The organism is Vibrio sp. CAU 1672, assembly GCF_029223195.1.
Lineage (GTDB): Bacteria > Pseudomonadota > Gammaproteobacteria > Enterobacterales > Vibrionaceae > Vibrio.
The window spans coordinates 86,638-102,279 of sequence record NZ_JARHUF010000001.1; the positions used below are offsets into that span (position 1 = coordinate 86,638).

At 43.7% G+C, this 15,642-nt stretch carries 15 protein-coding genes; 7 read left to right on the forward strand and 8 right to left on the reverse strand.

Annotated elements, in window-relative coordinates; genetic code table 11:
* Positions 1–6: 6 nt before the first annotated feature.
* The gene (locus P2G85_RS00360) at positions 7–327 is read right to left on the reverse strand and encodes an STAS domain-containing protein (RefSeq protein ID WP_275862123.1); all 321 of its coding nucleotides are present in this window, start codon (positions 325–327) and stop codon (positions 7–9) included.
* A 319-nt stretch (positions 328–646) separates the two neighbouring features.
* On the opposite strand from P2G85_RS00360, the gene P2G85_RS00365 reads away from it, so the two are divergent.
* On the forward strand, positions 647–1,492 hold the full coding sequence (locus P2G85_RS00365; protein WP_275862124.1) for a DNA ligase: 846 nt from the start codon (positions 647–649) through the stop codon (positions 1,490–1,492).
* A 7-nt stretch (positions 1,493–1,499) separates the two neighbouring features.
* Here P2G85_RS00365 and P2G85_RS00370 read toward each other — a convergent pair whose 3' ends face one another.
* The gene (locus P2G85_RS00370; protein WP_275862125.1) at positions 1,500–2,495 is read right to left on the reverse strand and encodes a DUF3080 domain-containing protein; all 996 of its coding nucleotides are present in this window, start codon (positions 2,493–2,495) and stop codon (positions 1,500–1,502) included.
* Between the two features lie 125 nt (positions 2,496–2,620).
* Entirely contained in the window at positions 2,621–3,991 is a 1,371-nt protein-coding gene (locus P2G85_RS00375) for an MATE family efflux transporter (protein ID WP_275862126.1), read from the reverse strand.
* Between the two features lie 232 nt (positions 3,992–4,223).
* Between P2G85_RS00375 and P2G85_RS00380 the strand changes: the two genes are divergently transcribed.
* On the forward strand, positions 4,224–4,838 hold the full coding sequence (locus P2G85_RS00380; RefSeq protein ID WP_275862484.1) for a riboflavin synthase subunit alpha: 615 nt from the start codon (positions 4,224–4,226) through the stop codon (positions 4,836–4,838).
* 55 nt (positions 4,839–4,893) lie between these two features.
* Here the strand turns inward: P2G85_RS00380 and P2G85_RS00385 are convergent, their stop codons facing one another.
* Positions 4,894–5,088 (reverse strand): CPXCG motif-containing cysteine-rich protein, encoded by a 195-nt coding sequence (locus P2G85_RS00385; RefSeq protein ID WP_275862127.1) that lies wholly within the window; start codon positions 5,086–5,088, stop codon positions 4,894–4,896.
* A 269-nt stretch (positions 5,089–5,357) separates the two neighbouring features.
* Positions 5,358–6,227 (reverse strand): fructosamine kinase family protein, encoded by an 870-nt coding sequence (locus P2G85_RS00390; protein WP_275862128.1) that lies wholly within the window; start codon positions 6,225–6,227, stop codon positions 5,358–5,360.
* A gap of 225 nt (positions 6,228–6,452) precedes the next feature.
* Here P2G85_RS00390 and P2G85_RS00395 point away from each other — a divergent pair, with 225 nt between their 5' ends.
* The 3 genes from P2G85_RS00395 to P2G85_RS00405 all read left to right on the forward strand — a co-directional run bounded on the left by P2G85_RS00395 (position 6,453) and on the right by P2G85_RS00405 (position 8,870).
* A complete protein-coding gene (locus P2G85_RS00395; RefSeq protein ID WP_275862129.1) occupies positions 6,453–7,427 on the forward strand; it encodes a response regulator in 975 nt (324 codons plus the stop codon).
* Entirely contained in the window at positions 7,427–8,398 is a 972-nt protein-coding gene (locus tag P2G85_RS00400) for a sensor domain-containing diguanylate cyclase (RefSeq protein ID WP_275862130.1), read from the forward strand. The genes P2G85_RS00395 and P2G85_RS00400 overlap by 1 nt, the downstream gene beginning before the upstream one ends.
* 127 nt (positions 8,399–8,525) lie before the next feature.
* Entirely contained in the window at positions 8,526–8,870 is a 345-nt protein-coding gene (locus tag P2G85_RS00405; RefSeq protein WP_275862131.1) for a DUF3802 family protein, read from the forward strand.
* Between the two features lie 14 nt (positions 8,871–8,884).
* On the opposite strand, the gene P2G85_RS00410 is transcribed toward P2G85_RS00405, so the two are convergent.
* Complete coding sequence (locus tag P2G85_RS00410) at positions 8,885–9,376, reverse strand: NlpC/P60 family protein (protein WP_275862132.1); 492 nt, start codon at positions 9,374–9,376, stop codon at positions 8,885–8,887.
* Between the two features lie 140 nt (positions 9,377–9,516).
* Here P2G85_RS00410 and P2G85_RS00415 point away from each other — a divergent pair, with 140 nt between their 5' ends.
* Together P2G85_RS00415 and P2G85_RS00420 are read left to right on the forward strand one after the other, a co-directional pair.
* Complete coding sequence (locus P2G85_RS00415; RefSeq protein ID WP_275862485.1) at positions 9,517–11,535, forward strand: methyl-accepting chemotaxis protein; 2,019 nt, start codon at positions 9,517–9,519, stop codon at positions 11,533–11,535.
* 186 nt (positions 11,536–11,721) lie between these two features.
* The gene (locus P2G85_RS00420) at positions 11,722–12,072 is read left to right on the forward strand and encodes a hypothetical protein (RefSeq protein ID WP_275862133.1); all 351 of its coding nucleotides are present in this window, start codon (positions 11,722–11,724) and stop codon (positions 12,070–12,072) included.
* A gap of 550 nt (positions 12,073–12,622) precedes the next feature.
* On the opposite strand, the gene P2G85_RS00425 is transcribed toward P2G85_RS00420, so the two are convergent.
* Positions 12,623–14,368, reverse strand: coding sequence for a response regulator (locus tag P2G85_RS00425; RefSeq protein WP_275862134.1), 1,746 nt, complete (start codon positions 14,366–14,368; stop codon positions 12,623–12,625).
* On the reverse strand, positions 14,361–15,554 hold the full coding sequence (locus P2G85_RS00430; protein WP_275862135.1) for an FIST N-terminal domain-containing protein: 1,194 nt from the start codon (positions 15,552–15,554) through the stop codon (positions 14,361–14,363). Before P2G85_RS00430 ends, P2G85_RS00425 begins: the two co-directional genes overlap by 8 nt.
* Positions 15,555–15,642 lie beyond the last annotated feature (88 nt).

Sequence of the window (15,642 nt, forward strand, 5' to 3'; positions counted from 1 at the left end):
TATTAGTCAGTGCTGGTTGCTATTAACCGGTATGGCGTGATTGATTCGCAACAAGCTGATGATTTCTAAAGGTTGCCCTGTCACGTTTTCAATCTTCATCGTGCGGTTATGTTCAATTAGTCGCTTATACAAATAAACAATGGCACCAATACCAGAAGAATCAAGAAATTGGACATGTTTAAAGTTGATTTCGACTTCATTGTGGTGATCTGAGTTGATCACGGCGTCGATTTGCGGTTGAGCCAGTCGGCACCCATGTGCATCCAAATCGCCCAAAATCTCAATAGTGAGTTTATCCTGACTGATTTCTAGTTTCCGAAGCTCCATAAAGTTATCTCCTTGTCTATACCGATGCTTTGAAAGAGCGAAATCCGTGCCATAAATTAAATTATTTTTAATCAACGAGATAAGACAGCACCCCGAGATTACTCAAAATAAAAAAGGGGTGATTCTCATTATGAGAATCAGAAAAGAGTTTCAGCTTTATGACCGATAAGGGAAAAGCAACACGAACATGTCAGAAACTGAGACATATTACATCTTAGTCATATCGTTACATGCGATTACTCGAAGTTATTTCAGCATCAATAGCCGTAGAAAGATAAATTCAGTGTAATGAAGTTATTACGAGACAAGGGTAACCATTATGCGATTTAAAATGACGTTGATAGCTTTTGCCATTCTTCATTCTGTTCAACCTGACGCCTCTGCCGATGAGATTGTACCTTCAGTGCCACTAGCCAAAAATTATCATGATGGTGTTGACGTCTCAGAATATTGGTACAGCGAGAAGCTGGACGGCATTCGTGCATACTGGACAGGGCAGCATTTAGTTACCCGTAAAGGCCATCGAATTCATGCACCAGGCTGGTTCACTCAGGTATTACCCGATTACCCATTGGATGGCGAGTTATGGGCGGGGCGAGGTAATTTCCATGTCGTGCAGCAAACGGTGTTAGACATAAAGCCGATTGACACTGCCTGGCGTAAAATTGATTTTATGATTTTTGATATGCCACACTCTGCCGGCAATTATGAGAAACGCTATTACAACATTCAGAGCCTGGTACTACAGATTGACCAGCCGCACATTAAGTATGTCAAACACCGAGCCATTCGCAACGAACAGCACCTGTTTGAACAATTAGATCGCTTCGATCAGTCCCGGGGAGAAGGGATTATGCTGCGCAAAATATCCAGCCGTTATCAGGCCGGCCGAGGCAGTGATCTGCTTAAGCTAAAGCGCTTTCAGGATGAAGAAGCAGTTGTGGTGGGATATAAACCTGGTTCAGGTCGATTATTAGGTATGATGGGAGCGTTGCTCGTCCAGCTAAAGGACGGTAGCCATATTTATATCGGTAGTGGTTTTACCGATGAGATCCGACGTGCACCTCCGAAATTGGACACAACTATTACCTTTCGTTTTAACGGTTACACCCAGACAGGCAAACCGCGCTTTCCCCGCTATGTCCGGGAGCGGATCGAACATTGACCTCATACTAAGACACGATTTTAATACCACACTGGTCAAACAGACGTTGCCAGAACTTAACATGCTCTAATGTCCCACGCCGAAATGCTCTGTGATCTGCATGAATGGGGTACTCGTAACCACGAGCAGAAATGCGCTCCTCAAATAGCATCAACGGCATTGACAGTTCATTAAACATACTGTCCAGATAGGACAAATATGGCTGTACGTCGGCAATAAAAATAGAATGAAATACATTTCTCAGATAGCGAAGTTTGCTCTCATCGCGATTTGGCCCGCAAACAATACGTTCACGATGATTATTGAGAAGGATTGTCGTGGCGTCAAGCCAGTGGGTTGCGCGGACTATTGAAAAATATAACTTTCCGATCAGTCGCGTCTTCTCGATTTTTTCCTGGTAAGAGGCCACCCCGACATCGGGAAGCTGGTGGCTGACGCCTTTCGGCGTGATATACAACTTCTGCAACAGCTCAAAGGCCTGTCTTACGTGAGTTACACTGCCACTGCCTTCATTAACGAGCCAGGATGCTGCAGTGACTTGCTTTCGCATTGCGTCGCTGGTTAACAACAGGTTGTCGAGATGCCATTCCAGATGATCCCATTTCTGTTGATTCAGTGCCATCAGAGTATGGTACTCACTCTCACTCAAATTATACTCGGTTAAACAGTGATTCATGGTTTTAAGTAACTGTATCTGGTAATCCAAATCATGAAACGCGTCCCAGACTTTGCCGTGTTGTGAGTTCTTTTCCGCGAGCAGGTGAAACAAGCCGCATTGTCGTAACTGATAGCTTTCAAGTAAACCGATGGTTAATCTCGGTGTCTCGCGAAACAGTTTTCGCTTCGATGGTAGCGTTATCGCCGGGGAGGTTCGCACAAGCGAAGGCTCCACACCAAGCACGTTAGCCAGGCGTTGATTATAGCGAACAAAACGTTCTTCCTCCGCATTCCATCGTCCACACCCGACAAGCAGAATCAGTAAACTTAAGTATAAAACTTTCAAGATAAATCCTTTGTTTTTATTACCTATTATCTTTACTGAGTATGGGCAGCAATCGATCAAAAAAGCCAGCAGCTATTGGCTACTGGCTTTATAAACTTTCAACGCGTGTTAGGGTGAGCTAAACGTTATTGGTGAGAAAAGTTTAACTGGACTTGTTGATCCTGACGATGCATCCAGCGTAACCGGACACCAAGCAAAATAGCCGCTGAGGACAGGCCGATAATAAATCCGAGCCAGAATCCCTGAGCCCCCATAGGTTCCACAATCCAGTCTGTACGGCCGAGAATGTAGCCTATTGGTAAACCTAATATCCAGTAAGCGATAAACGTTCGGTTAAAGATTGCTCGCATATCTTTATAGCCACGTAACGCACCGGCGGCGATGACCTGCACCGCATCGGTACACTGGTAAACCGCGGCAAGGATCAGCAACTGCATCGCTAAGTCTAACACCTCGGGATTATCGGAATAGAGCAGGCCAATTTGCTCTCTAAATGCAACGGTTAATACCGCCGTACACACTGAAAGAGCCACGCCGACCATTATCCCCACGCGTGAAGCCACACGGGCGCCATCAACGCTTTCTTCACCCAATCGATGTCCGACCCGAATACTGACTGCGGCACCAATACTCATTGGCAGCATAAATACCAGTGATGAAAAATTGATTGCCACTTGATGCGCTGCGACGATGACTGGGCCAAGGGGTGACACCAAAAGCGCGACAACAGCAAATAATGTAACTTCAAAGAACAGTGCTGCGGCGACCGGGAAGCCTAACTTAAACAGACGCAGTTGAGCCTTCCATTGAGGACGGTGAAACGTGTTAAACAAATGGATGCTTTTGAATCTGCGTGACGTTGTCACATAAGCTAGCAGTAACAAAAACATCGCCCAGTAAACGATGGTCGTCGCGACACCACAACCGACACCACCAAGAGCCGGAGCACCCATTTTGCCGTAGACAAAAATCCAGTTGAGCGGGATGTTCAGCAACAAACCAACAAAACCAATCACCATAGCAGGTTTGGTCAGTGACATACCGTCGGTAAAACTGCGCAACGTTTGAAACAGCAGAAATGCAGGCACCGCATACATCACCGCATGAATATAGCCGATGGTTTTTTCTGCCATTAGCGGTTCTACATTCATGAAGCTAAGGATAAACTGGGTCTGAAACAAAACCATAATGATCGGAAAACTGACCAGTAATGCCAGGGTAATACCTTGCTGAATCTCATATGAGATTTTGTCACGCTGACCTGAGCCATTGAGCTGTGCAACGACAGGAACCAGTGCCATCAGCAAGCCGACACCAAACAGAATCGCCGGCAACCAAATACTGGCAGCCACTGAAACGGCGGCCATATCAGTAGCACTGACACCACCGGCCATAACGGTGTCAACAAACCCCATACCGGTTTGCGCAACAGATGCGATTAATACTGGGGTGGCGAGTTTTACTAAACTCAAAGCTTCTTCTTTATAGCGATGCACGAACGACTCCAGAGCGGAACTTACTAAAGTGAAAGAGAGGGGTGTTGAGGATTCGAAGGCCAGAACTGATTATTGGTTGATTTTACTCACCACAAGGTGGAAAAATACCGCTACGAAACTCCGCGCAGATGATAAACAATTGTCTGTCCAGATGCTATACCTTAATGACCCGGTGCCAACTGCAAAGTTGCAACAGGTCATTAAGGTAGTAACAAAACAAAGGTACAAACACATGTTTACAGGTATTGTTCAGGGAACCGCCACAGTTAGCCAAATTGATAAAAAGCAAGATTTTCAGACCCATGTAATCTTATTACCACCTGAACTCAGCCAAGGACTTGAAGTTGGTGCTTCAGTGGCGCACAACGGCTGCTGTTTAACCGTAACCAAGATTGATGGTAACCATATAAGTTTTGATTTGATGCAAGCGACTTTAGCGTTAACCAACCTCGGGCAGCTGGGTGTAGGTGATGAGGTTAACATTGAACGCGCGGCTAAGTTTGGTGATGAAATTGGTGGCCATAGCATGTCCGGGCATATTAGTTTGGTTGCCGAGATTGATGAGATCATTGATACCCCGAATAACCGGACAATCTGGTTTCATCTCCCCAAAGAGAAAATGAAATATGTGTTAGAGAAAGGGTACATCGGCATTGATGGCTGTTCGCTGACAATAGGCAATGTTGAAGCGATGCGTTTCTCTGTGCATTTAATTCCCGAAACGTTACAGAGAACCTTGTTTGGCAAAAGAAAAGTAGGTGAATGGGTTAATATCGAATTTGATCCTCAAACTCAGGCTATTGTTGATACCGTCGAACGCGTATTGGCTGCCCGAAACATGGCATAGTCGCGAAAAGGGAGCAGAAAACTGCTCCTTATTATTAGTTGCGTAAACTCACCAATTACTCGTAATCATCATCAATAAACAGCTCTACCTTATCCTGTAACTCATCCACTTTCATATTAAGATGGATAGCATGACAACATGCAGGGCAGTCATCATAAAACTCTTGATCACCGTTGCTGGCATCCAAGGTTATGCCAATAGAATGACCGCAATGCGGGCATTTTACATATCTCTCAGTGTAGTTACGCATACATCACTCCTGGTACTGCGATAGGGGCTTTTACTGTCAATATAGGTAAGAAAAACAGCCCCTGTTAACTCTGAATCAGGCTCGAACTATTTCGAGCCTTTAAATCACTAGTCCCCTTTGATACTAGGTGATGTTGTTGCTAATTGATTCGAAATAAGTACAAAACTTGACCCCAAACTCACTAGCGATCTTGGGGCCATTAATGTGAAGTGATGTGTGTCGAAGATTTACAATATGAAACATGTTTTATTTTATATAATTCAAATAGTTCAATAGGAAAGCACCCTGGTGACCATGCCTTGAGCCTGTTCTAAATAATGACCGCCAAATAAGTTGCAGTGATTTAAGATGTGGTAGAGATTGTAAATCTCGCGCCGTTCAACATAGCTGGCACTAAGGGGAGCGACAGATTCATATCCGGCGTAAAAATCGGGATGGAAGCCCCCAAACAATTCAGTCATGGCGATGTCACACTCACGATCTCCCCAGTAACAAGCAGGATCAAAACAAATCGGTCCCACAGCCGTTAGCGCCGCATTGCCATTCCATAGGTCGCCGTGCAGTAGAGAAGGGGTCACCGAATGTCCGGACAAATGCCCCTTAACCACGTCGATAAAATCATCAATATCATCGACTAAAGTAACGCCTTTTTCTTTCAATAGCTGAAGTTGCCAGCCAATTCGCTGTTCAGCAAAAAAGACCGCCCATTTTTTATGCCATTGGTTGGGCTGCAATGTGGAACCTATATAATTATCGGTGTCGAAGCCAAACTCTTTTTGCTCGCCCCATAAATGCAGTTTGGCAAGTTGCTGACCGAACTCAAAACTGTTTACAGAGTCTTCGAGTGGTTTGGTGGGTAGATAATTAAGGATAAGAAAAGCGTGGGTTTTGGTCTTTCCGATGTCGACTACTTCAGGAACAAAAACCGTTGAAGTTTCTCTCATAAGGTGAAGACTTTCCGCTTCAGCTTCAAATTTAGGCAAGAATTCACGTTCGTTAATTTTTACAAAGTAACGTTGTTCACCATCGTTGATCATATAACTTTCACTAATATCTCCCCCGGAAAGCCTTACCTTCTCAACAAGTTGATATTCGAACATCAAGGTATCAGAAAGCTGCTGTGTGATTGCTTGCCACATAGAAAACCTCGTCAATTTGTTATATCAACAATAGTTTAGGCTAACTGGCGCCAGTTTGGCGGGTGATACAGCAAACTTCAGCGATAAAATTGACCTCACTTGCTAAAAAATATGCATATCTGTGAATTAAGTCTCTTATAATTCCTTCATATTTCGAACTAGCATATGGAGCTATAGGTATACAAGGAGTATTATATTTTTTTTGACATTAGTTCCATAGGTGACATGAAAATACTGATTTGTGATGATTCGGCAGTCGCACGAAAGCTGATTTCCCGATCAATCCTACAAGATTCGTCATTGCACCTGCTCGAAGCTCAGGACGGATACGAAGCCCTCCAAATTATGACAGAACAGAACGTAGACGTTCTGTTTCTGGATTTGACCATGCCTGTTATGGATGGTTTCGAACTGCTTGAAGCTTTACCTGTGAGTAATTACCCCACTAAGGTCATCATTGTCTCAGGCGATGTCCAACAAGAGGCTAAACAGCGTTGTCTGGATCTAGGCGCAATAGACTTCCTGGAAAAACCCTTCACCGAAGAGCAAGTCATCCCACTGTATAAACAGCTAGGGTTACATTATTCATTTGGAACTTCAGCAAATGATATTAATGAAGACATATACTCCTGTGAAATCAACAGCCTGGTAAAATTTAAGGAAGTAGCCAATATAGCCTTGGGCAAAGGGGCGGCCATCATGGCTGACCACTTGCATGAGTTTATCCACTTACCAGTACCACATGTGGGGCCATTATCTTGTGGTGAGCTACATATGATGTTGGTTGATGTCATTGGCCGCGATGGTTCTGTGGCCGTATCACAACGCTTTGTAGGTGGCGGGATTCATGGTGAAGCGTTGGTTTGCTTGCGAGGTAAAGACATCAACCAAATCGGAGAACGCTTGGGTTACCTGCTCGAGTTTACCCCACACAACGAAATCATACTGAACGTTGCAAATTTATTGGTATCATCTTTTTTAATCTCTCTAGGTAATCAATTAGATAAGCAGTTTTCACTCCGCCAACCCGCCATTATCGACTCCGTGCCACCTTTTGAAGAGGAAGACTGTGAGTCAGGTCAGCTATTTACCATCGAGTACACCTACATGGCCGAATCGCTTGATTTTAATTGTGAAGTCTTATTTCTGATTGACAAACCCTCAGTTGAAATCATTTATCAAATAATGGAGTCACTTTAATGTCAGATATGACGCTAGACATTGCAGATTTTCACTGGGTAACACAAATCCTGGACACCATGGACTCGGGGCTGGTCGTTTTAGATAAAGACTACCGGGTGTGTGTCTGGAACAGTTTCATGCAATCTTATAGCGGCGTACTTTCACAGAATATTCTTGGCCAGTGCCTGTTTGAGCATTTTCAAGATTTACCCCGAACCTGGTTGGAGACCAAGATAAAGACCGCCGAAGACTTGGAAACGCGTTCATTTTCAAGCTGGGAAAACCGACCTTACCTGTTTAAATTTCAAAACTTTTCACCGGTTTCTAACGGAAGTAATTACATGTATCAGGATATTGTAATTACGCCATTGCGCTCATTATCTGGTGAGATCAATCATATCGCTATTCAAGTGAATGATGTATCAGAGACCGCACGCAACCGGATCCACCTCCGGGAAACCAACCAGCATTTGTCAGAAATCAGTCGCAAAGACGGATTAACCGGGCTGTTTAACCGCGCATATTGGGAGCAGTCTTTAAAAGACGAGTTTGCTAAACTGAAGGTGATGGATGCGGCTTGTTCATTAGTGATTTTTGATATCGATCACTTCAAAAAAGTCAATGACACATACGGCCACCAAACCGGCGACGAAGTGATTCGCCGCACAGCGAATTTATTACGAAGAACCGCGAGAAGCAGTGATATTTGCGGCCGCTTCGGTGGCGAAGAGTTCACCGTTATTTTGCCCAATACCAATCAGGAGCAGGCGAGTTACTTCGCCGAGCGGCTGAGAAAACGCATCGAGCAAGAAATCGTAAAAGTTGAAGACTACCTAATCAATTACACCATCAGCATCGGTGTATGTGAGTTCAACTCCAGCTTTGAAAATCACACTCAATGGTTGAAATGCGCAGATTCCGCACTGTATAGCGCGAAAGAAAGTGGTCGTAACCAAACTTGTTGCCATAGCGCAATTCTAGATGATTAAAATCCATTCACCTGAAACATGAATCTCCATTTATTTGAAATAAATTAATGAAATTTTCTCTGCATGTCTTAGTATTGAAACCAGTTCGCTTTCAGTTCTGAAGGCAGGCATCAAACGGAGAAAAGCAGTGGTTGTAGAAACCGAAGGATACCTGGCTCTAATCGAGCATCTGTCACTTAATTTGGATATTTTCACGACCGAGGTTGGTGATACTGGTACAGAAAGCATTGAAGACGTGGTTACCGATATGGTCGCGTCAAACATCATGGCCATTTTTGAACAAAATCCAGAGTTGCACTCCAGTGTTCGTTTTAAACTGCTCAAAGAGGCGGATGCTGTTGTCGAGGACCTGGGCGAAGTTTTAGCGGGAGTGTGGAACAAAAAAGCCACCAATGAGCAGATCGCCTTTCTGGAAGAGTACATCGCATTAGTTAAAAACCTATTTGATACTGCGGTAGCAACTTACGATTAAAGTGTCGAGAAGGGTTAGATATTAACCCTTCTTATCTGCCAAAATTTATCAGCCCAATAGGGTGTGTCAATTCGGGAAATGATAACCCCTTTAGACGTTGACGCATGCATGAATTGCTTATTACCCAGATAAATACCTACATGGTAAACGTTTCTACGCGTCTTGAAAAAGACCAGGTCACCTTGCTTCGCTTCATTCCAACTTAATTGCTTGCCTTTAATTGACTGCTGCTTAGCTGTTCTTGGCAGAGACAGCTGGTATGCCTCCAAAAATGCTTTTTGTACAAAAGCAGAGCAGTCAATTCCTGATTTTTGCGTACCACCCAGGCGGTAGGGGGTGCCATACCATTCTCGATAAAATTGGTACAACTGCGGGTTACCTGACAACAAGTGGTTCGCTGGTTGGCTGTGTGTGCTTTGGAAGGCTTCCGGAATTGGTTCGGAAGAACATGCTATTAGTATAGAACTGAATACTAAAGAGAATATTACATTCTGAAGTCGCATCACCTTTCATCCTTGTGACTTATTTCTGAAATATTACCGTCATAACCAACTCATAGTATTGGTTGCAACTCTCCGTTTTTTATCGCTTTTATGCCTCTGAAGCGAGAATGGCGGAATAACCCATCAAAGAACAATTAATGACTATGGTTGCGCGCAAACGTTTAGGTTTTTCCCTTTCACTGATCCAAGCGATCAGTGGTATATTTTTAACCATTATTTGCCTTGTTATAGCCCTTTCTGTATCCAGTTTCAAAGGCATGAACAAACTAGGCGAAGAATTTGATGATTTATCACAGCGAGCATTACCGCTCGCAATGGCCAATGCGAGCCTAACCCGAAACGTCCTGGAACAAGTTAAACTGTTAAATCTTGGCATGCAAAGCGCCAATTTGGACGAACTCACCGCGATACAACAACACCTCTCGATCCTGGCAAACAAAAATGTAGCCCTAATCGAACACTCCTTAGAGCTGGCACCTGAGCTCGCCGATAAGCTCTCTACTAATATCTACCTGCTTGTGCAACTCAATACATCGATACTCTCAACACAAACGGAAGTTATCCAGCTACAAGAGAAAATCGACGCAGAAATAGGAGGATTCCGTTATGGACTCAGCTCGATTGGCCCTGAAATGAATCGGATCAGCTCCTTTTTAAGCAACGATAACCCTGTTTCGCAAGATGCGGCCAATCGGTTCATAGCCTCTGCCAGTTCAATGGAGAGTACATTTCTCCAGATGGTGATGCAAAACGAGTTGTCTAAAGCGGAGCAAGAGTACCGGGAAATGCGCAACCGAATCGCAGGAATTGATTTGGCCTATGACGACTTTAAAGAATTGCACCCGGATGTGACTGAATTTGCCAGCCTCACAGCTCCGTATGAAATGGTCAGTGAGGGTTTCAAGCCGGACGGCATCCTACGGCTCATCCTGATAAAACTCGAACTCGCTGAGTCACAAAAAAACGCTTTAAATCAGGCAACACAATTGGCTGACGAAACCATGCAGTTACTTGATGAAGTATCAAGTTCGGCAGCTAATATGATCTCACAAAGAGAAGAACTGGTTCATGCGACAATATCAACCATCAGTATCATGATGGTTACGGCCTGCGCTGTGATAGCAATGGTGATAGCACTGAGTTGGTTTGGCTTAAGGAAATGGGTTAATCGTGGTTTGCGTAACATCTTGCACCATTTGTCACGTCTTACCGAACATGACCTGGCTGGCTATACAAAAGCTATCGGCCCGTTCGAGTTAAAAGAAGTAGCCGATAAACTCAACCAAGTTATCAGTTCCACTCACGATTCGATTGAAACAGTGACCCGAAATTGTGAAACACTGTATCAAACTGCGGAGATTAGCCATGATGCGGCTGAACAGAGTAACCATAGCCTGCTTAAACAGAATCAAGCGGTGGCAGACATGGTGACGACAATTAACCAACTGGATGCATCGATCCGTGACATCTCAAACATCACTAATAACTCCTATCAAGATGCACAAATAGCGACAAACCACTCATTGCGCGGTGTAGAGGTGATCTCCGAAAATCGGGTACGGCTGCAATCATTAGAGCGCTCGCTAAACATCAATGAACAGTCGATGTCGGAACTTGATCAGCAAGTCAAACAAATCCGTGAAATGGTCGACATGATCAGTAGTATTGCGGACAACACCAATCTTCTGGCATTGAATGCAGCAATAGAAGCCGCGCGCGCCGGTGAGCAAGGGCGTGGTTTTGCTGTGGTTGCGGATGAAGTGCGCAAATTAGCCAGTGATACTTCTCAACAAACCACCAATATCCGTACGATGATGAACGAGCTGTTGACCGCAGCCAAAAAATCACGTCTGGCGGTGACCGAATCTCGTGCAGAAATGGCATCAGCGTTGCAGTCGAGCGATGATGTAAAATCGGCATTTACGGATATCGATAACGCCGTGAAGCATATTGTTGGGCGTGTAGAACAAATATCGCAGGCAACAGAACGTCAGCAAAGCGCTACTGCTGCCGTATCGTGCTCAATTAACCACATTTCAGAGCAAAGTGACAAAACCAAGTTACAACTTCAATCTATGGTTGAAAGCTCAGAGCAGGTCGCTGATATTGCCGGACATCAACAGGCGATGCTCCATAAATACCAGCTCAAGAAAAGCTTGTAGCGTGCACTCAATAGAAATAGGCAGAAAACAGAGCATCAGTAGCAGTTATAATCAATGCAAATAAATACTGACGAACAAGGACGTTACAATGTATGGTTAGACTACTGAGAAAAGGCTAAGGGCAGGGCACATAATGTCGAGCGTTACTGCCAGGTTTTTCATCCGAATAACTTATAGGAACAACAAGTGATCATCTGGCTATTTCTGTCACTGATAAGCGTTGGTGCTATTTTTACTACTGCTGTGTTATATGCTCTGCGCTTTCACTTGTTGCTGAAAGCAACTCGCCATTATCCAAAACTCCATCAACAATTGGGCCACCCAAGAGGACTAATGGATTATAGCCGTGACCATAATTGTGAATGTTACGACGCAATTAACCGGTATTTTTTAGAGCGCAGATACTTAGAGCTTACGGACGATAAGTTACGCCAACGCTTTATAAGCCAGCAGTCATGGAATGATAAAGGGAAAGTTTGGGCACTGATCGTTGTTGCGAATATGGCAGTCTGTGTTGTGGCAATTGCCATGGTTTGAGTCAGCAAGATGTGAGCCCAAATTTATGGTGCCGTTTTTTCTAACGACAAAAATCATTCAGCAAACCATTACGCAGGAAAAAACAAAGCACTGGCGTTTGAACAAAGTTAAGAGACAAATCTTTTCGGATGACGTTGTACGTAAGGTCGGTAAATGAAATGGCTAAGACAATCAATTTGCCCAGGTTAATTATCAAATACGTCGCAATTGATGATTTTAAAACGCAATAGAACTTTGCCACGTATAGCAATCATCAGAAAAAGAATCCTCAATAAACCACAATGAAAAATGTCGGCTGAGACCATAATTGAGGAGATATTTTGAAGTAACTCATAACGGACATTACAACTTCGCGCCCACACCCAAGGCGCGTATTATATGTGTTATGTTAAATTGAGTTTAGCTATGATTAAGCAGTGTTGTCAGTGATACCCTACTTGTGTGATTTTGAACACTAACCCCTAATTCTTGCTGTGATTAAACATAATCGCCATTTACCATAAAATACTTAATATAGATCTAACCAATCAGAAGATTGGATAGATCTATATTAATGATTCATGCCACATAAATGCGAACGTATTATCGTATTAAGATCTTGCTGTCTGATGGGTTTTGATACAAAACCATTCATGCCAGCCTCAATACATTTTGTTTTGTCATTTTCATGTGCATGTGCAGTTAGCGCGATGATCGGAGTCTTTATCCCTTTGCGCCGTATTAGTTCTGTAGCCGTGATACCATCCATAACTGGCATAGAGACGTCCATAAAGATAACATCAATGCTATCTTGCCTTTCAGTGACCAAGCTTACCGCTTCTACGCCATTATTCGCGATACAGACATTGTGACCCAATTTATTAAGCAAGAGCTTAATGACTAACTGATTAGACTGCGTGTCTTCTACAACCAAAATATTGAGTGCCTTATCTGTTGCTTCAACAAGCTCTTCTGGCTCTTTTGACGGCAATGATTGTTTAACACGGCTGCGCACCGGAATCGACACTAAGAACTTAGTTCCGACATTCGGCTCACTGGTAACATCAATTGTTCCTTTCATTAGCTCAATCAGGCATTTACTAATTGCCAGGCCTAAGCCCGTACCACCAAACCTTCGGGTAATTGAACTGTCTGCTTGATGAAATGCCTTAAACACATTCTTTAGCTTGTCTGCTGGAATCCCAATTCCGGAGTCTTCAACAGTAACAAATAACTCGTTTGCTTCGATCTCAATACATACTTCTACTTTACCACGATCGGTAAACTTAACGGCATTACCGACAAGGTTAAACAAGATCTGTGAGAGGCGCATCGGATCCAGCCAATGCTCCGTGTTGTTTTCAGTGGAAACCTGCAACTCGAACTGCAGGTTTTTGCTTATAGCCAATTGTTTTTGTTGCAAAATTAAAAAAGACACAGTGTCACTTACGTCGCACCATTGCTCATTGAGCCTAAAGCTACCGGATTCAATTTTCGACAGATCTAAAATGTCACTGATAATGGTAAGAAGCAGTTCTGCAGATAATTCCATCTGCAACAGAACATCCAAATACTCCCCGGACAACGAGGACTGCTTTAGTACATCAAGCATCCCCAGCACGGAGTTAAGCGGTGTTCTGAGTTCATGACTCATCATCGCGAGAAAATCAGACTTGGATTTGTTGGCCTTTTCTGCCTCTTCTCTCGCGGTAGCCAGTTGTATAGTTCTCACCTCAACGATACGTTGTAACTTCTCTTTGACCTCTATTTCTTTCAGTGCCCGTTCAATCAAGGGCCTAAAGCGCCGCAATGTTTCACGATTCTCTAAACTAAAATGGCCTTTCTCCCCACCGATAAGCAAAATGATGTTCTGTGTCACTTCGGATCGGATCCCGGTTAAAATCAAAGACTTGATCTTTTTACCGGCCGAACTATTTAATGCCTCAAACTCCTTCAGCTTTTGAGGTTCAAACAGCAAAATGCAATCACCATTCAATGCCCTTTCAAATACGTTACCCTGTAACCAGAATGTATTATCAAAGCCAATGTTCGTGGTGAGCGATGTGGAGAAATGGTTAAACTCACTGTCACGGCTAATCACAACAAAATCATCAAAATCGATGTATTTTTTTAAAACTGTCTGCAACCCATAAAAGATCTCATGGCGATTTTCGGCTTCACCGATAGCAGAGATCGCAGAGAGAATCGCCCGGTTTTCGTCGGCCAACAAACGCTCCCTTTCTCTGGCGCGTTGTAGTTCTACCAGCGCTTCTTGTAATGCTTCTTGCTGGGATATGTCTTTATAACTATCATTCATACGATTTGTGAAAAACTGCCGATGAAATCATCAAATTACCATGCCCAATTTCACCGCCGATGAACCTACCTTGCTCACCAAAGGTAAACGGACAAATAAATGGTAGCTCATCAAGCTCCTTATTTAATTGCTCACAGATACTATCAATATCTTGTTTAAGATAACGCATTGGCCCTGCACAAAAAATGTTGATCGCCCCAATTTTGGGAGACTCAAGAACCTTCTGATTCAGTGCGTTACTTACCACTCGCGCTGCCCGCCCGACTAAGTTTTCCCGGCTGCCTTTCATCAGATACAGCTCTTCACCTTCTTTGATGGTGGTGAATGTCTCAAGCCCACCATTTTCGGTACCACGAACTGGGTGTGACAGTTTGTAGTAAGGCCTGTCATATATTTTCCCGGCAACACGACCGATTGGATAAGCACTGGCAACACCAAACAGAAATGTGTCCTGCTCCATTTGCTCGCTATGCTTATCCATCCATTCCCGGTAGACCTCAAGCGCAGGGCGATGATCAATTTCCATTAAACATCGTTGGTCGGTTTTCGTCGCTATGCCTTTGATTTTTGTTGGTATGTGTCCGGCACTGAATGCAATTTCTACCGGTTGAGATGAGAAAAACAACGTCATACTCACCCCATTTCCGGATGTTCCCTGTGTCGTCATTATCGACCATTTCTGCGCGATTTCATTATCTGCCGCGGACCCGCCAATAATAGGAACCAAAGTCCCAAGCCTTTCATCAAGAGCTTTAATTTGCTCCTCTTCACACCCAGGTGTTGAATGCAACAAAATAAGATTGGGGACTTCCCCTACCCGGTTGGCATGAAGTAATGCCATATCGAGAGCCTGGTTGACTTCATACACACCAGAATCGCCAGGCTCCACATAAGAACACAAACCGGTGCCATATGCGTGTTCACGCGAATCATAAATGGCAAGCATCGCAATCACTGGACCTGCATGATAGCCTTGCTCGGTCATAACTGCTTGGCAAGAACTAGCGCCATGGAATGGAATATTTGGAAAAGATTTTCTCAACGACTGATGCAAGACTTTTGGGTTGTATTCTTGTGTGTAGTAACAAATCAGAAACGCAAGATTTTCGTCATCTAGTGCCTGCCGAAAATATCTTATCGCGGATTCTTCATCTGTTATGTGGCTAAATAACGATTGACAATGCATAAATGATATTAATTATTGTTCAGAGTGATTTCATTTGACCATATTCGTTGCAAATCCGAAATATCAAGGGTTAGCGTAATAATTATTC